Source organism: Melioribacteraceae bacterium (assembly GCA_030584085.1).
Classification (GTDB): domain Bacteria; phylum Bacteroidota; class Ignavibacteria; order Ignavibacteriales; family Melioribacteraceae; genus SURF-28.
The window spans coordinates 2835943-2854926 of record CP129490.1 but is presented as its reverse complement, the minus strand read 5'-3'; the positions used below and the strand labels follow the sequence as shown (position 1 = coordinate 2854926).

The following is an 18984-nucleotide window of genomic DNA, read 5'->3' as shown; positions in this document are numbered from 1 at the left end:
ACCGATCCGAATTCTATTGGAGCTTGCAGAAAAGAATTAGCTGTCTGGTGCAAACATTTTAAACGATACAACAACAAACACAATAAATGTTTTGCAGTAAATTAATTTTCGATTGTAGCTTTATAGAATTCGTATAGTTTCATTTTCATGTCATCTTTCCATAAGATCGTATATTTTATCTCAGCACCTTTCACTGTCATTTTCGCGTCCATTGATTCAAAAATATCGATAATTGTTTCTTCCGGAAGAATCACTGTTATAGTTTCGGTTGGTCCTTGGAGATTATAAAGATCTCTTAACGGCGGTCTATCTGGAAAATATTCTTTTTCAACTCCGTCAATTGTGAAAATCATTTTTTCAAAAAACGGCCATTGAGTTGTCACGTACGAATTTGAGATGCTGTAAGTTTTTTTATCCTTTTCACGGTAACAGAATAATTGTATCTCAGTAAAGAATGTTTGAGCTTCATATTCACTTTTGACTTGCAGTTTAGGTGTGTTATAAGTAATGATATCAGGATTTGTTTCTGAAACATTTTTAGTAACATCAAATCCACCGCATGAAATAACTAAGAAAGCCAGAATAAATGTAAGAGCTAAATTTTTCATATTTTTTTGTCATTGATAATTATTAATTGATAAAAATTACTCTATTCTTTTTTACTATCCAAACCTTAAGAGGGAGATCACATAATGTCCAAATATCAACTTACTGTTTATGAAAAACCAACATGCACAACGTGCAGAAAGCTTGCCAAAAAGTTAACGGAATATGGAGTTGAGTTTGAAAAAGTGAATTATTACATCGAACCTTTTTCAAAGATAAAATTGAAAGCACTCTTAAAGAAAATGAATCTGAAACCGAGTGAGCTTTTGAGAAGGAAAGGTGACCCGTTTAAGAAATTGGATTTTAAAAACAATTCTTATACAGAGGAACAAATTTTGGACTTCATGATTGCAGATCATGATTTAATCGAAAGACCGATTGTCGAGAAGGGCAATAAAGCAATTTTGGCCAGACCAATTGATAAAATCGACGAACTTTTCTGACGCCATTTTAATTTGCTATTGATGTCCGATTAAGATTATTTTTAGGACTAAACTTTCAGAAAAGGTGTATGAAAAATACAATTCTCTTATGGTTGATTGCTGTTGTAATCACCATTTCATCCGCGGTATATCAGCGAATAACCGGCCCAACTTACCCGCTTAGCGGAAAAGTTACAATCAACGAAAAAACAATTAATTACAAACTTCTTAGAACATTTGGCGGAACAGAGGATGCTCCCGTTGAGATAGAGATAGATGATGCTTCGGTCAGCGGAACGCTTTATTGGAAGAGATTCAAAACTGATGATGAATTTATTCCGGTTCCAATGAAAAGAGTTGGAGAAAAATTAATTGCTGATTTACCCAACCAACCTCCGGCAGGCAAGCTTGAATATTATATTGAAATGAACGATGAAAAAATTCCCGCCAAACAAAATGTAGTTATTCGATTTAAGGGAGATGTCCCAACTTGGTTATTAATTCCCCACGTTATTGGAATGTTTGCCGCAATGTTGTTAGCCACCAGAACCGGGTTGGAGTTTTTTAGAAAAGGGAAAGACAATTTATTTAAACTAACTTATTGGACACTCGGCTTGTTACTTTTAGGAGGTTTTGTTCTTGGTCCGGCAGTGCAATTATATGCTTTTGGCGCATGGTGGACGGGATTCCCATTCGGTACGGATTTAACCGACAACAAAACTCTTATCGCTCTTATCGCTTGGTTGATTGCCTTTTTTATGTACAAAAAATCAAATAGACCTAAAACTTGGGCTCTCGGTGCTGCAATTGTTATGCTGATAGTATATTTAATTCCGCATAGCTTACTCGGCTCCGAACTCGATTATAATAAACTCGACGAACAACAAATTGAGATGCAATCTTCAACCATGGAGTGATGATGAAAAAATTATTTTTATTTAGCTGCTTATTTTTTGCGTCAATTATTTTTGCGCAAGAATTTGATCAAAGTTTTATTGCACTAAAATCGACGGGTGTAAAAGAATTCCTACAAAAATTTCCAGAATACGATGGAAGAGGAACTTTAATTTTAGTAATGGATTCCGGTGTTGATTTCGGAATTGATGGATTAACAACAACTACTACAGGCGAGAAAAAAGTTCTTGATGTTCAAGACTTTTCAGGCGAAGGTGATTTTTATTATTTAGAAGCTGAAGTTGATGAAGAACGTGATACATTATTTATCTATAATGAAAATGAAAAATTAAAAGTAAAAGTTCATCAGAATAATCTTCTCTCAAATAATGAAGAGTTTTTTATCGGAGCAATTGATGAACAACATTGGAAAAATTCTTCTTCAAGAACAACCGATTTAGATAATAACGGCAAGACTGACGATAAATTTGTTTTTATCGTTTTTAAACCAATCGATTCTAAGAATTGGGTTGTATATCTTGATTCGAATAATGACGGAAAGCTTGATGATGAAAAGCCAATAATGAACTATAAGATTAATCAAGATGATTTTATTATAAAGACAGAAGTTGATGAACCACAATACACAATGGGATTAAATATTTTCCCGGAAGACAAAAAAGTTGTTTTCCATTATGATGGAGTATCTCACGGAACACATTGTGCCGGCATTGCTCTGGGAAATAAAATAGGTAATGATGAATTTTATGGAGTTGCACCCGGAGCTTATTTAGGAAGTCTAAAAATCGGAAGCAGTATTTATTCCGGTGGAGCAACAACCGCAGGAAGTATGAAGGAAGCATATGATTATGCTGACAAATTATCACGTGAACTTGATATGCCGATTATTATCAACATGAGTTATGGAATAGGATCGGAAATTCATGGTCTAGCAGAAATGGAGAAGTATCTTGATAAACTTGTAAGTGCAAATCCAAATTTATATATCTCGGTTTCAGCTGGAAATGAAGGTCCCGGAATTTCTACTGTAGGATTACCATCATCTTCAAATTCGGTTTTTGTTTCCGGTGCGGTATTAGCTAAAGAAGTTGGACATGATCTTTACAGTGCGCCGATTGATAGAGATGTTATATTACATTTCAGTTCACGCGGCGGTGAAGTAAACAAGCCCGATCTGGTTTCACCGGGTGCTGCAACCTCAACCGTTCCTTATTGGACTCGCGGCGATAGATTCTGGGGAACAAGTATGGCTGCACCATATACTGCCGGAGTTATGTCTTTACTTTTAAGCGCGATGAAAGTGGAACATCCTGATATAAAAGTACCTTCACTTGTTTTGTATAAAGCTATGAGAGAAAGTGCTGTCCCATTACAAGAATATGATCCGATAGATCAAGGCGGTGGATTGATAAATGTAATGAATGCTTATGAGTTGTTGAAAAAATATATCAAAGATGGCGAGATTAATAAATTTGAGACATATACCATTTCTTCCGATGCGCCAACCACACCAAGTGGAAAAGCTGATCAACTTTATATTAGAAATGGTTCATACTTAACCGGTGTTGAAAAGTTTACTTATTCGATCGCCAGAAATAATTTCAATAAAACAGATAAATTTTTCAGATCATACAATATTAAAAGTGAAGCCGATTGGATCATTCCTATATCAAACAAAACCTATATTCGCAATACTCAAAAAGCACAAGTCACAGTTCAGTTTGATAAAACAAAATTAACAGAACCGGGATTATATAGTGGAAAAGTTGTGGCATATAGAAGCGACAATTCTAAAACTCCCGAATTTGAAATGATAGCAACTGTTGTTTTACCACATAAGTTTACACCGGAAAATAAATATCGACTAAAAACTTCTGGTAAATTAGCTCCCGCTGAAATAAATAGATATTTCTTGGAGGTACCTCCAGCCGCTTCTTCTATGAAAGTAACTCTTTCATATGATGAAGGAAAATATTGCAATACATGGTATTCTTTGCATGATCCAGAAGGAAGAGGAGTTGGCGGAATTCGTGCACTTGAATCTGAAAAAGGAGTTAATTCATCGGAAAGATTTTATTATGATCTAATTCCGGGAGTTTATGAGTTGGTTGTAGTTGGCCAATTCACAGCCGTTGATTCAGTTGATTATAATTTAGATATTGAATTCCAATCAATCCAAATTGTGGAAGGCAATAAAGTTGAAAAACTGCAAAGTAATGTGACGGTTGTAAATAATTACAGTGATATCCTTCGTTATAAGTTATCCGGCGCAATTACCGGCTACGAAAAAGAATATACAATAGAATTTAAGGATGAAGAAATTATCAGTCATAAATTTACCTTTAATGAAGATGAAGATGAGAAAGTATTTGAGCTTTCAGTTTCTCCTGAACATTTCAATAAAGTTACAGATTTTGCCGTAGTCATTTATAATGATGAAGGCAAAATAGTCTCGAATACTGGGTTCGGTTATAAAGATGCTTCAATTTCATTATCCAATAGTAGTAAAGAAAATACGGAGTACACATTAACTTTTGTTCCGGCGTTTGTTGATACAGTGAGTGAGCTAAATGTATTTGTAAAAGAAATTACAAATCTTAAAGAGGAAAAGTCATTTAAAGTAACAAATAAGTCTTCATCGAATACAGTATTATATCCATCAACTCCGGAACAATTTATCTTGGATATAGATTTTTCTGAAAGTAACTTTGACGAAAATGTATCACCGATTGGTAAAATTAAATTTGAAAACTCTAACGGTAAAGTTGAATATGAATTACCTATATATATCAATTTCTAAATAGGAGAGAATAAATGAGTCAGCATGAGCATCAACAGACGATTGTAGGACTTCCGGAGAATGCGTATTTCGAACTGAAACCAGGTGAAGAATACGTCCCGATAATGTCTCCAACTAAGGATTATCCGGAAGTTAGTGCATACTCGGTTACACTCGGTTTAATTATGGCGGTTCTCTTTTCTGCTGCAGCAGCCTACCTTGGTTTAAAAATTGGGCAGGTGTTTGAAGCAGCTATACCGATTGCAATTATTGCAGTTGGACTATCTACTTTAATTAAGAGAAATAAAGCTCTAGGTGAAAATGTAATTATTCAATCGATCGGTTCAACCTCGGGCTCCGTTGTCGCCGGAGCAATATTCACAATTCCCGCGTTATACATTTTAAATTTGGAAGCGGATTTCTTCCAAGTATTTATGGCATCTTTACTTGGTGGTTTCCTAGGTATATTATTCCTTATTCCTTTTAGAAAATATTTCGTTGCGGAAATGCACGGGAAATTTCCTTTTCCTGAGGCTACTGCGACAACTGAGGTTCTAGTAGCCGGCGAAAAGGGAGGAAAGCAGGCAATCGTGCTTGTTGTCTCAGGTCTAATCGGCGGTATCTATGATTTCATTATTGCAACATTCGGATTGTGGAGTGAAGTTTTTTCCACAAGAGTTGTTGCATTCGGTGAACAGTTAGCGGATAAATTTAAATTAGTTTTCAAGATAAATGTCGGCGCCGCGGTTATGGGTCTTGGTTATATAGTTGGATTAAAATACACTGCTATTATAGCCGCGGGTTCATTTGTAGCATGGTTTGTGATAATTCCCATATTCTCTTACCTGGGCGATTATATAGCAATTCCGGTGGGTGCTAGTGCAACATTGCTTATTAAAGATATGTCAGCCGAGCAAATATTCGGAAGTTATGTTCGTCATATAGGTATTGGTGGAATTGCCATGGCTGGTATAATCGGCATAGTTAGGTCATCAGGAATTATCAAGACTGCCTTTACCCTTGGTTTCAAGGAAATCTTTGGCAAGCATCAAAATGGTGATAATAATATTAGAACAAAGCGTGATATCCCAATGGGAATAATTGCCGGTGGAATCGTTCTTACAGCTCTTGTTATTTTCTTATTCTTTTTGTTTGGAGTTGTTGACAACTTTACACATGCGCTTGTTGGTTTATTAATTGTCATGATCATCTCTTTCTTATTTACAACGGTAGCAGCAAACGCAATTGCTATTGTTGGTACAAACCCGGTTTCGGGAATGACATTGATGACTCTCATTTTATCATCCATCATATTAGTAAGCGTTGGATTAACCGGTGCTCCCGGAATGATCTCTGCATTAATAATTGGTGGTGTTGTTTGTACCGCACTTTCCGTAGCCGGTGCGTTCATTACCGATTTAAAAATTGGATATTGGCTTGGTTCATCTCCATACAAACAAGAAAGATGGAAATTTTTAGGAACAGCGGTTTCAGCCGGTACAGTTGCTTGGGTTATCTTGATATTAAACGAAACTTATGGTTTTGTTGGCGAAGGAGCACTTGTTGCACCTCAAGCAAATGCAATGGCTGCAGTGATTCAACCTCTAATGTCAAACCAGCCTGCACCTTGGTTGATGTATGTTGCCGGTGCATTTATGGCTTTAATATTGACAATGATTGGAGTTCCGGCACTTGCATTTGCCTTAGGTATGTATTTACCTCTCGAATTAAATACTCCACTTTTAGTCGGAGGACTAATTTCACACTTTGTTTCAACCAGAAGTAAAGATGAAGCATTAAATAAATCACGTCGTGAACGCGGAACATTGATTGCGTCAGGATTTATTGCCGGCGGTGCATTAATGGGTGTTGTTGCCGCAATGTTGCGTTACTTCGGATTTGAATGGCATATGGATGATTGGGCAGCCTCTCACTCAGCTGAATTACTTGGTTTTGCTATGTTTGCATTACTAATCGGTTATATGATTTGGGATTCGTTAAGAGCTAAGAAAGAAGAATAGATTTAATACGAAAGTTTTAAGACAAACCCCGGCTGATTAATGTTGGTCGGGGTTTTTTTAATATTTAACTAACCGCATAGTTACTAACTAAGTGGTTAGTAACCATTTGGTTAGTAATTTGAATTTATTATATTTAGAATATGGAATCACCATTTCAATTTGGAAAGGTTGTTGAAGGAAACTACTTTACTAATCGGAAGGAGGACCTGAAGCATCTTATATCAAATTTTGACAATGGCATTAATACAATCCTTTTATCACCAAGAAGATGGGGTAAAACTTCACTAATTAAAAAAGCATTAGTAAAGTACAACAATAACAATAAGGTAAAGGTTTGTCTAATCGATTTATTTGGCGTCAGAACAGAAGATGAGTTCTTTTCTTTATTCGCAAGAGAAATTATTAAATCCACTTCAACAAAAGTTGAAGAATGGATTGCGTTATCAAAAGACTTTTTGAGTAGGGTAGCACCCCAAATAACCATTGGCACAGATCCTATCAACGATTTCAATATTAAGTTTAATCTAAACAAAGATTCCAAAACTGCATCGGATATTCTAAACTTGCCCGAAAAAATAGCTGAGAAGAAAAATATCCATGTGATTTACTGTATTGATGAATTTCAAAATTTGAGCAGTTTTTCTGATTCTTTAAAATTTCAAAAACTGCTGAGATCAGTTTTTCAGAATCATAAAAAAGTCGTTTACTGTCTCTTTGGAAGCAAAAGACACATGATGTTGGAGCTATTTGAAAATAAGTCAATGCCTTTTTATAAGTTCGGTGATCTTTTGAATTTGGAAAAAATCGATAAAGTAGAACTTACTAAATTTATTGTCAGTCGCTTTAACTCAACAAAGAAAGATATTTCAGAATCAATTGCTGAACTAATAGTTACCACAATGGATAGACACTCGTATTATGTTCAACAATTTTCTCATATTGTATGGAATAATACCGAATCAATTGTAACTGACAAAATATTTGAATATTCACTCAATAAATTACTTGAGCAAAATTCGATTCTATTTGAAAGAGAAATCGAAAATTTAAGTAACACTCAGATTAATTTTTTATCTGCTCTTGCAGATGAAGTCACTTCCGGATTCAGTTCTAAGGAAGTAGTATTGAATTATAAATTAGGGTCTTCTGCTAATGTGGTTAAAATAAAAAATGCTTTGATTGCTAAAGAAATTATAGACTTCGAAAACTCCAATATTGTTTTTGTTGATCCAGTATTCAAGTTGTGGTTTCAAAAATTTTATTTGAGAAAATAATCATGCTCAATAACTACCTCAAACAAATAACAACCCTTTATAACAAAGACGAAGCTCGCGAAGAATCCTATTATGATTTCCTGAAAGATTTATTAACTGAATTCTCTGATCAGAAACGCAAAAGAAAAATTAATGTTACAATTCTGCCTAAAGCTACCGAAGCCGGAAACCCGGATTTTAAAGTCAACGACGGACATTGGAATCAAATAGGTTACATTGAAGCTAAAACCATCGGTACAGACTTAAACAAAATTGAAGATTCCGAACAACTCGAGCGCTACATTTCAACTTTTCCTAATGTGATGCTTACTAATTTTACCGAGTTCCGGTTTTATCGCGACGGAAAGTTTATCGACAAAGTTGAAATTGCTCATTCAAAAAATATTACAAAACTCGGGGCGGTTCCGCCTGAATTAAATGAAGATAAATTTTTCGAACTACTCAATAATTTCCTCGATTATTCAATACCGAAAAAGTTCAACGCAAAATCTCTTGCTACCGAACTTGCAAAACGTACTCGTTTTCTAAAAGATCAAGTTGTTGCACAGGAATTAAAAGCAAATAACAAGGACATTCAATCGTTTCATAATGCATTCAAAGAATTTTTAATTGCCGGTATTGACGAAGATGAATTTGCCGATCTTTATTCGCAGACAATTACTTACGGACTTTTTGCAGCTCGTCTACGCGCCGACAAAAAGTTTAACAGAAAATTAGCTTACGATTACATTCCCAAATCAATCGGTATTTTACGCGATGTGTTCCGCTTTATTTCGAGTACCGACATTCCCGACCAAATGATTTCAATTGTTGATGATATTTCTGAAGTGCTTGAAGTTGCCGACACAAAAAAAATTTTGGAAGAATACTTTGTGCAGGGCAAAGGCAAAGATCCCGTACTTCACTTTTATGAAACATTCCTCGAAGTTTACGATCCCAAAACAAGAGAGAAGCGAGGAGTTTATTACACGCCCGAACCTGTTGTCTCTTTCATAGTTCGTTCGCTTCACGAAATTTTGAAAAAGGAATTCGGTATTGCCGAAGGTTTAGCCGGTGATAATGTAACGCTTCTCGATCCCGCCGGCGGAACGTTGAGTTTTCTTGCGCAGGCAATTCAAAAAGCGGTTGAAGAGAAAGAGGAAAAGTACGGTAAAGGTGTTGTTAAAGATTTTATCAGAAAAACTATTCTCAACAATTACCATGCTTTTGAGTTAATGATGGCGCCTTATGCTATCGGGCATATGAAAATGTCTTTTCTTCTCGAAGAACTCGGTTACAAACTTGCAGACGACGAACGCGTAAAATATTACCTTACCAACACGCTCGATATGGAAGAACTTGAAGAGGCTAAATTTCCGGGTATGACTTCCATCTCGCACGAATCTCATGAAGCCGGCAAAGTGAAAAAACAAGTTCCCATTCTTGTTGTGCTCGGTAATCCGCCTTATTCGGGACATTCATCAAATACAGGCGAGTGGATTTCTTCCGAAATAAAAGAATATTACAAAGTTGACGGCAAACCGCTTGGCGAAAAAAATCCCAAATGGCTGCAGGATGATTACGTAAAGTTTATCCGGTTCGCGCAATGGAAGATAGACGAAGCGGGAACAGGTGTATTGGGATTTATAACAAATCACAGCTATCTCGATAATCCTACATTCCGTGGAATGCGCCAATCTTTAATGAACAGCTTTGATGAAATCTATATTCTCGATTTGCATGGCAATTCTTTAAAGAAAGAAAAAACACCCGACGGCGGTAAAGACGAAAATGTTTTCGATATTCGTCAGGGTGTTGCGATTGCATTTTTTATTAAAAAAGAAAAGAAGAAAAAGCAAGTTTTACATTCTGAAATTTACGGAACACGCGAAAAGAAATACGAATGGCTTGAAAAGAAAGATATAAATTCTGTTAAGTGGAAAGAGTTGAAACCACAGAGCGAGTTTTATCTTTTTGTGAAAAGTGATTCTTCGCTCCTTGCAAAATATAATGAGCTGCCGAAAGTTACTGAGATTTTCCCGGTGAATAGTGTGGGGATTGTTACTGCGAGAGACTCCTTGACAGTACAATGGACAAAAGAGGATGTTTGGAAAACAGTAAGAAATTTTGCCAAACTCGATCCAGAATTAGCACGGCAAACTTACAAACTTGGGAATGATGTTAGAGATTGGAAAGTATATCTTGCACAGAAAGATTTGACTGACAGTGGATTAGAAAAGGAAAAAATAGTTGAAGTACTTTATCGTCCATTTGATTTACGCTATACCTATTACACTGGGAACTCAAAAGGATTTCACTGTATGCCGCGTGGTGAAGTGATGAAAAATTTAGTTTCTAAAAATATTGCGTTATCAATTGGTCGTCAATTCAGTGTTATTGGTTCAGATAATTATGATATAGTATTTGTTTCTGATTCAATTGTAGATTTTAATTTATACCGTCGTGGCGGTGAATTAGTTTTTCCCCTCTACCTCTACCCCGACACAACCAAAGAAGACTTATTCAGCGGCTCTGCATCGGGCGAAAAAGAACCAAACATAGCACCGGAGATTTTTGAGCAGCTAAAAACAAATTTTAAAAAAGATATTACTGCTGAACAAATATTTTACTACATCTACGCGGTACTTTATAGCAACACTTACCGCACAAAATATGCGGAGTTTTTAAAAATTGATTTCCCGCGAATTCCGTTCACAAAAGATTACAAGTTGTTCATAAAACTCGGTGAGCTCGGCAAAGAACTTGCGGATTTACATTTATTAAAATCAAAGCGGTTAAACAAACCAATCACCAAATTCCCAATAGACGGAAGTAATGAAGTAGATAAGGTAAGCTTCCAAAAAGAAGGTCATTCTGAACTTGATTCAGAATCTGCCGGCAAAAAAACGAGATCCCGGATCAAGTCCGGGATGACAGATGGAAAAGTGTTTATAAACAAAGACCAATACTTTGAACCCGTTCCCGAAGAAGTATGGAATTATCACATTGGCGGATATCAAGTCTGCCACAAATGGTTAAAAGACCGCAAAGGAAGAAAACTCACGCTCGAAGAAAGAGAAACCTATTGCAAAATAGTAACAGCGCTTTATCATACAATAGAATTACAAAAGCAAATTGATGAATTGTATGATGGGGTTGAGGGGTAAGGCAGATATGAGATTTAAGATGTGAGATTTGAGACCCCGGCTGATGAAAATTGGTCGGGGTTTTTTATTCAACCACTTCGTAGTTGTGGATTATTTTCTTTTTATCATTTTGTCTATTCATGTTCAACTCCTTCGGAGTTGTAAAACACGCAAGAGTTAAACGACTGCAAAGCAGTCGAATATGAATAGCTCCGTGTGAAACACGGAGAAAATGAAACACAAAAAAAAGAACCCCGGCGGGGTTCAACAAAAATTTATATTTCCGCAAATCTTATTATTAAGGAAATTTCATAACTTTACCTGCCAAAAAAATCGAGGAACACAATGAAGCCAAAATCATTTCTTCAATTAATGATTGCAATAGTATTCATCTCATCAAATCTATGGAGTCAAGTATTAATGAATAAAGAAGTAATCCCTCCAAAAGCTGAAAAGATTCCGCAAGAATTAGTTACCCACGGCGATACACGTATAGACAATTACTTTTGGATGAATCAGCGAGATGATCAAAAAGTACTTGATTACCTGAACGCTGAAAACTCATACACTTCAGAAGTAATGAAGAAAACGGAAGACTTCCAGCAAAAATTATATGACGAAATTATAGGAAGAATAAAACAGGACGATCAATCGGTTCCGTATAAAAAAAATGGTTACTACTATTATACGAAGTATGAAGAGGGCAAAGAGTATCCGATTTACTGTAGGAAAAAAGGTTCACTTGACGCTGAAGAAGAGGTATTGCTCAACGTTAATGAGATGGCAGAAGGTTATGCTTATTATTCTGTTTCGGGATTAAATGTTAGTCCCGATAATAAAATGTTGGCTTTTGGGGTCGACACATTAAGTCGAAGAAATTATGATATATATATCAAAAATCTCGAAACCGGAGATTTACTTGATTACAGTATTACCAAAACAACCGGTGGATCGGTTTGGGCAAATGATAATAAGACGCTTTTTTACACACGCAAAGATGAACAAACCCTAAGAGCTTATAAAATTTTCAAACATAGAATCAATGAAACCGAAGATAATGATAAACTTGTATTTCATGAAACAGACGAAGAGTTTTCAACGTTTGTATATAAAACAAAATCAAATAAGTTTATCATAATCGGTTCTAGCCAAACTGTTTCGAACGAGTATAGATTTATTGATGCAGACACACCGGATGCGGAATTCAAAATAATCCAATCGCGTGAAAGAGATCTTGAATACAGCCTTGATCATTTTGGCGAGCACTTTTATATAGTAACAAACTATAACGCAAAGAATTTCAAAGTTGTGAAAACACCGATCGATAATACTATAAAAGAGAATTGGGAAGATGTAATTCCGCACAGAAACGATGTCTTAGTTGAAGGAATTGAAATCTTTAGAGATTATTTTGTTGTACAAGAAAAATCAAATGCACTCGATCAAATTAGAATTATTAATTGGGAAGATGGCAAAGATTATTATGTCGAATTCCAAGATGAAGTTTACACGGCTCGCCCTTCAACAAATCCTGAATATGATACTGATAAACTAAGATTCATTTATAGTTCACTTGTTACTCCAACTTCTACTTATGATTATAATATGACTACGAAAGAAAGAGAACTAATGAAGCAAGATGAAGTTCTCGGAGATTTCGATTCGAATAATTATGATTCAAAACGATTATATGCAATTGCCGATGACGGTACAAAAATTCCAATCTCAATTGTATATAGAAAAGGAATTAATACTGACGGCAACAATCCAACATTGCTTTACGGATATGGTTCTTACGGATACTCGCAGTCAGCATTTTTCCGCTCATCTATATTAAGTTTATTAGACCGTGGTTTTATTTACGCACTTGCTCATATCCGCGGTGGACAAGAATTGGGACGTGATTGGTATGATGACGGAAAACTTCTCAATAAGATAAATACATTTACAGATTTCATAGATTGTTCCGAATATTTAATTGAAGAAAATTATACTAATCCGGATAAACTATTTATTTATGGTGGAAGTGCCGGCGGATTACTTGTTGGTGCGGTTGTAAATATGGCTCCGCAATTATTCAAAGGTGCAATGGCAGCAGTTCCGTTTGTAGATGTTGTTACAACAATGTTGGATGATTCAATTCCTCTTACAACTTTTGAATATGATGAATGGGGAAATCCAAACGCTAAAGTTTACTATGATTATATGTTGTCATATTCTCCGTATGATCAAGTTAAAGCTCAAGATTATCCGAACATGTTAATAACAACCGGATATCATGATTCACAAGTTCAGTATTGGGAACCGGCAAAGTGGGTTGCTAAATTACGCGAAATGAAAACCGATAATAATTTATTATTATTTGATTGTGATATGGATTCAGGTCACGGTGGGGCATCGGGTAGATTTAAAGCATATAAGAAAACGGCTCTTCAATATGCATTTATGTTGGATTTAGTTGGTATAGAAGAATAGCAAATTTAAAGATGGCATCTTTCTAAAAGATGCCATCTTTTTAATATAAAATATTACATCTGATCCGGTGGAATATAAGCCGGAGGAACATTTTGAACAGGCGGAGTTGATTTTAGATATTCAAAGATTGCACGTAAATCTTCATCGGTATAATTCTTAAATTCTTGCCAAGGCATTGGAGGCATAATCGGTCGGCTACCTTCCAAACCTTTGTATAACCCTTTTGTCATAGCAGTTTTAAATTGATCATATGTCCAATTCCCAATACCGGTTCCATCCGATGTTATATTTGCAGAAAACGAAACACCCCATGGACCGACTACTGCCGTCATAGTGTGTGAAAATAATGCCCATTCTCGAACAATATTTTTATCGTATGAAGGAATCGGCATATCAGCCGGATGACCTGCTAATAAATAATTCTCATCCGGTACAGGACCTTGCTCAGTCATTTTCTTTGGAGTGTGGCAATCATGACATCCGGATGTTGAAACTATATATTTCCCCCGCGCGATTAATTCCTCCTGAGTTAACTCAGCTTTTTGTGGTTGTTCTTCCGTTTGGCAGGAAGTAACAGCTATCATTGAAAAAACGACAATCAGAAAAAATAAATAATGGTGTAACTTCATACTTTTTTGCCTCCCAGCAAATTGGTTGTTTATTGATGAATTAACGTTTGGATTTTTAGAATCCATATTCGGACGCTTGGTGTTTTGAAAAGTTTCCACTCATTTGAGAAAAATTTTCCAATTCTAATGTATCGCAGATTAAAGAAGCTATGTTTTCTCATCCAATCTTCAAATTGAGAAAAAAGATAAGGGAGATTTTGATATGATGCAATTAAAAAGATAAACTATCTGAATAAAATTTATAATGAATTTAGTCTAGTTAAGCATTTTTGAGTATTTTTGAGGGATTCAAAAGAGAGAAAAAATGATATTAGATAACACAAATCAAAATAGACCGGAAATTGAATACCCATGTGAATGGAAGTATAAAATTATTTCAAAAACTCCCGATGAGGCAGTTCAAGCAGCGGAAGATGCGGCAAAAGGATTCAAATTTGAAATTACGGCTTCCAACATTAGCAAGAAGGGAAAATATGTGAGTATTAATCTATCAGTTGAAGTAGAAAGTGAAGAAGAAAGAAATCTTATTTTCGGAAAACTAGAATCCGACTCAAAAGTCATTATGGTAATTTGAAACACTTACTTCCTAAACTTTCCTTTAGAATTTCCGAAACAATTTGCCTAATTTTATAAGACATTTTTGACTTAATAATTGGGGTATATATGAAAGTGCTCACCAAAACTATCATTGCTTTATTTTTAATCTCATTTCTTTCAACAAATTTATTTGCGCAAAATGCTGAACGAGATGCAATCGATGCAAAATACAAATGGGATAATACCGTTGTATTCGCTGATGTAAATGCTTGGATAGCTGCAAAGGATGAACTCGCAAAAAAAATCGAATTAATCGATGACAACAAGGGTAAACTTGCAGAAAGTGCTGACAATCTTTACAACACATTAACGATTTATATTGATTGTCTAAAAGACTATTACTTGACATACGATTACGCATTCCGTGTTGCTGATGAAGATTTAAGAATCAGCACAAATCAAGAATATGTGCAACAGATGGATAACATCGGGACAAAATTTTCGGAAGCAAGTTCTTATGTCAGTCCTGAAATTTTAAAAATTGATCCGGCAACAATTGAAAAATTTTATCAAGATAAGCCGGAACTAAAAGAGTACGCATTTTTTATTGAAGATATTCAAAGACTCCGTGATCACACATTAACACAAGAACAAGAACAAATTCTTGCAAGTGCAGGAATGGTAACCGGAAATCCTTCCAATGTTTATAACATTTTTGATAACGCAGAAAAACCACAACCAAAAGTTACTTTAACTGACGGCACAGAATTAGAATTGTCTTCATCAGATTTCGTAAGATATAGAACTTCTCCGGATAGGGATAATCGCGCAAAAGTTTTTGAAGCTGTATTTAACAACTACGGAAAATTCCAAAATACAATCGGAGCGAACTTAGCCGGAAAAGTTTCCGCTGATTGGTTTTATGCAAAAAACAGAAAATATAATTCCGCATTGGAATGGTCTCTAAGCAGAGCAAACATTCCTACCTCTGTTTATGAAACCTTGATTTCTCAAATAAATGAGAACTTACCGACACTTCATAGATTCCTAAAATTAAAACAAAGAATGCTAGGTGTTGATCAACTTCATTATTATGATTTATATACATCAATTGTAAAAGAAGTTGATATGCAATTTAGTGTGGATGAAGGACAAGACATTTTGTTGGAAGTTTTCAAACCTCTTGGTGAAGAATATGTAAGTACTACAAAAAAATCATTTGACGAAAGATGGATAGACTATTATCCGTCAACCGGAAAGAGAAGCGGTGCGTACTCATCGGGTGCTGCATATGATTATCACCCATACATTTTAATGAACTGGAACGATGATTACAATGCATTGTCAACGTTGGCTCATGAACTTGGTCACACAATGCATAGTTATTTCTCAAACAAAACACAGCCGTTTATTTATTCGGATTACGCAACATTTGTTGCTGAAATTGCTTCGACAATGAATGAAAATTTATTGAATGATTATATGGTTGTAAATGCAAAATCCGATGATGAAAAATTATTCCTACTCGGATCTTATTTAGAACTAATGAGAACTACTATTTTCCGTCAAACTTCATTTGCTGAATTCGAATGGGAAATTCATAAAAGAATTGAAGCCGGTGAACCTTTAACCGGTGAGAAGATGAGCGAAATTTATTTTGATATAGTAAAAAGATATTATGGAAACGATGAAGGTGTTTGTGTTGTTGATGATTATATAAAGTACGAATGGGCATACATTCCTCATTTTATTAATTATACATATTATGTATATCAATATTCTACTTCGTTGATTTATGCGACTGCCTTTGCAGAAAAAGTTAAAGCCGAAGGTCAACCCGCAGTTGATAAATATTATGAAATTCTAAAAGGCGGCGGTTCTGATTATCCTATCGAATTAATTAAGAAAGCCGGATTAGATCCAATGTCATCTGAAGCCTTCGATTTAACAATGAAAAGAATGAATGATGTAATGGATCAGATTGAAGTTATATTAGATAAGAAATAAAATTTATTAAATCCCGGGATTTTCAAAATCCCGGGATTTTTCCAACAATTATGACAATCAAACAAATCAGACAAACTTTCCCGCATATTGAGACTGGAAGAATCTATTTCAATCACGCTGCAATTGGACCACTTTCAATTCCTGTCAAAGAAAAGCTGCATCAATATTTAGAAGAAAGAAGTTCCGGATCAATTGAAAATTTAGGAATGTTACTGGAAGCTTCTTCGTCTGCAAAGAAACATCTAACCAAATTGTTAAATGCAAAGAAAAACAGAATTGCATGGACAGAAAATGTTTCTGCCGGATTGAATATTCTTGCACAAGGATTAAAATGGAATTCCGGTGATCGGGTTATTATAAATGATTTGGAGTTCCCTTCAAATGTATATCCGTTTCTCAACCTAAAACAATATGGTGTTGAAATTGATATTGTTAAATCAAAAAACGGTAAAGTTGATGTAGAAGATTATGAAAAGTTAATTACTCCTAAAACCAAATTAATTTCAATTAGTGCGGTTCAATTTTTATCCGGTTACAGGGCTGATTTAAAATCACTCGGTGAACTTTGTAAATCCACTAATGTTATTTTCTGTGTTGACGCAATTCAAGCAACTGGTGTAATTAAAATTAATGTTGAGGATTGTAATATTGATTTCCTTGCCGGTGGTTCTCACAAATGGTTGATGAGTTTACAGGGGTTGGGATATATTTATATAACACCGGAATTGATGGAGAGAATAAATCAAAAATATGTCGGCTGGCTTTCTGTTGATGATGAATGGAATTTGTTAGACTATAATCTTAAGCTAAAAGATAACGCTTCGAGATTTCATTTAGGAACAAACAGTGTTATCGGAATTTTTGCGTTGGCTCAATCACTTGAATTATTTAGTGGATTCGGAATTGATAAAATTGAAGCAATTAACTTGGAAAACACAAAATACTTTATTGAAAAATTATCGATCAATAATTTAAATCCGATTTTAAGAGATGAGCCGGTAAATAAACTTGCCGGAATTACAACCGTAAAAATTGAGAATGCGGAATCGATCTATAATAAATTAAAGGAATACAGAATAGATTGTTCCTTGAGGGAAGGTAAGCTGAGATTTTCACCTCATTTTTACAATACTAAAGAAGAAATTGATATAGTTGTAGAAAAGCTATTAGAGTTAACTAAAAAATAAAATCAAACGACCAACGGAATAAAGCAATTCCGATTAAAATAGCTCCTTCAACTTTAGAAATTTTCCATCCCGTTCTGATCATAATCATAATAACTAGCAAAGTAACGACGAGTAGAATCAAACTTGTATATTCTGATGAGGTAATTGAAAGCGGTTTTAGCATTGAAGCTACGCCTAGCACACCAAGTAAGTTAAATAAATCACTTCCTATTAAATTTCCGGCAGAGATCCCATGTTTTCCTTTAATAATTGCAACCACAGATGTTGCGAGTTCGGGCGCTGAAGTTCCGGCTGCAACAATTGTAATACCAATCATCCATTCAGAAACTCCAAAAATTCTAGCTATACTACTAGCTGATCCAACCAAAAAGTGAGCACCCCCAACTATTAAAACAATTCCAATCAATAATTTTGGGATGTCAATTAACTTAAATTCACCTTCGGGTACTTCTTCTTCAATTGGTTGTTTTTGTCTTACTAAAATGATGATGTAAATCACTAATATGGAGGCGAGTATTAATCCTTCATACCATACTAATCTTAAATCAGAATAAAATATTAAAAGCAAAATACCCGTGAAAAATAGAAGCATTGAATCGCGATAAAGCAATGCTCGTGTTGTTTTTAGAGATGAATAAAGTGCTACAAGACCTAGAATAATTCCGAGATTAAAAATGTTCGACCCGACAACATTACCTACCGATATAGCTGACTGGTCAGTTAATGCGGCATAAACTGTAACTGCAAATTCCGGTGCCGATGTTGCTATGGCAACAACCGTTAATCCGATTACTAATTCGGAGAGACCGATTTTTTTTGCGATGTGAGAAGCTGATTCAACAACCCAAACAGCTCCACCCCATAAGGCAAAAATGCAGACGATAATTATAAGTATGTCAAGTGCAATTGTCATTAATCAATAAATTGTGAAGTGTGAAAATAAGAAATGAAAGAGAATAAAAAAATTTATTAGCGGTGATAAGAAAAAAGCGAAACAATTAAAAATT

The 18984-nt window shown here is 35.1% G+C and carries 13 protein-coding genes; 10 read left to right on the top strand and 3 right to left on the bottom strand.

What is annotated here, in order from left to right:
- Window positions 1–101: 101 nt before the first annotated feature.
- Window positions 102–608, bottom strand: a complete 507-nt coding sequence (locus QY331_12990; GenBank protein ID WKZ68868.1) for a hypothetical protein — start codon at window positions 606–608, stop codon at window positions 102–104.
- Between the two features lie 84 nt (window positions 609–692).
- Here QY331_12990 and QY331_12985 point away from each other — a divergent pair, with 84 nt between their 5' ends.
- The 7 genes from QY331_12985 to QY331_12955 all read left to right on the top strand — a co-directional run bounded on the left by QY331_12985 (window position 693) and on the right by QY331_12955 (window position 13617).
- Window positions 693–1049: an ArsC/Spx/MgsR family protein gene (locus QY331_12985; GenBank protein ID WKZ68867.1), complete on the top strand. Its 357-nt coding sequence runs from the start codon at window positions 693–695 to the stop codon at window positions 1047–1049.
- A gap of 68 nt (window positions 1050–1117) precedes the next feature.
- The gene (locus QY331_12980; protein WKZ68866.1) at window positions 1118–1945 is read left to right on the top strand and encodes a hypothetical protein; all 828 of its coding nucleotides are present in this window, start codon (window positions 1118–1120) and stop codon (window positions 1943–1945) included.
- A gap of 2 nt (window positions 1946–1947) precedes the next feature.
- On the top strand, window positions 1948–4743 hold the full coding sequence (locus QY331_12975) for a S8 family serine peptidase (GenBank protein ID WKZ68865.1): 2796 nt from the start codon (window positions 1948–1950) through the stop codon (window positions 4741–4743).
- A 14-nt stretch (window positions 4744–4757) separates the two neighbouring features.
- A complete protein-coding gene (locus QY331_12970; protein WKZ68864.1) occupies window positions 4758–6743 on the top strand; it encodes an oligopeptide transporter, OPT family in 1986 nt (661 codons plus the stop codon).
- Window positions 6744–6883: 140 nt separating this feature from the next.
- Window positions 6884–8017 carry an ATP-binding protein gene (locus QY331_12965; GenBank protein ID WKZ68863.1) on the top strand — a complete coding sequence of 378 codons (1134 nt, stop codon included), beginning with the start codon at window positions 6884–6886 and terminating at the stop codon, window positions 8015–8017.
- 2 nt (window positions 8018–8019) lie between these two features.
- On the top strand, window positions 8020–11163 hold the full coding sequence (locus tag QY331_12960) for an N-6 DNA methylase (GenBank protein ID WKZ68862.1): 3144 nt from the start codon (window positions 8020–8022) through the stop codon (window positions 11161–11163).
- A 324-nt stretch (window positions 11164–11487) separates the two neighbouring features.
- A complete protein-coding gene (locus QY331_12955) occupies window positions 11488–13617 on the top strand; it encodes a S9 family peptidase (protein ID WKZ68861.1) in 2130 nt (709 codons plus the stop codon).
- Between the two features lie 53 nt (window positions 13618–13670).
- Here QY331_12955 and QY331_12950 read toward each other — a convergent pair whose 3' ends face one another.
- Window positions 13671–14246, bottom strand: a complete 576-nt coding sequence (locus tag QY331_12950) for a c-type cytochrome (protein WKZ68860.1) — start codon at window positions 14244–14246, stop codon at window positions 13671–13673.
- 304 nt (window positions 14247–14550) lie between these two features.
- Between QY331_12950 and QY331_12945 the strand changes: the two genes are divergently transcribed.
- The 3 genes from QY331_12945 to QY331_12935 all read left to right on the top strand — a co-directional run bounded on the left by QY331_12945 (window position 14551) and on the right by QY331_12935 (window position 17977).
- Window positions 14551–14820 (top strand): DUF493 domain-containing protein, encoded by a 270-nt coding sequence (locus tag QY331_12945; GenBank protein ID WKZ68859.1) that lies wholly within the window; start codon window positions 14551–14553, stop codon window positions 14818–14820.
- 89 nt (window positions 14821–14909) lie between these two features.
- Complete coding sequence (pepF, locus tag QY331_12940; protein ID WKZ68858.1) at window positions 14910–16790, top strand: oligoendopeptidase F; 1881 nt, start codon at window positions 14910–14912, stop codon at window positions 16788–16790.
- 50 nt (window positions 16791–16840) lie between these two features.
- The gene (locus tag QY331_12935) at window positions 16841–17977 is read left to right on the top strand and encodes an aminotransferase class V-fold PLP-dependent enzyme (GenBank protein ID WKZ68857.1); all 1137 of its coding nucleotides are present in this window, start codon (window positions 16841–16843) and stop codon (window positions 17975–17977) included.
- Here QY331_12935 and QY331_12930 read toward each other — a convergent pair.
- Window positions 17967–18890, bottom strand: a complete 924-nt coding sequence (locus QY331_12930) for a calcium/sodium antiporter (protein WKZ68856.1) — start codon at window positions 18888–18890, stop codon at window positions 17967–17969. The two genes, QY331_12935 and QY331_12930, sit on opposite strands and share 11 nt — an antisense overlap.
- Between the last annotated feature and the right edge of the window lie 94 nt (window positions 18891–18984).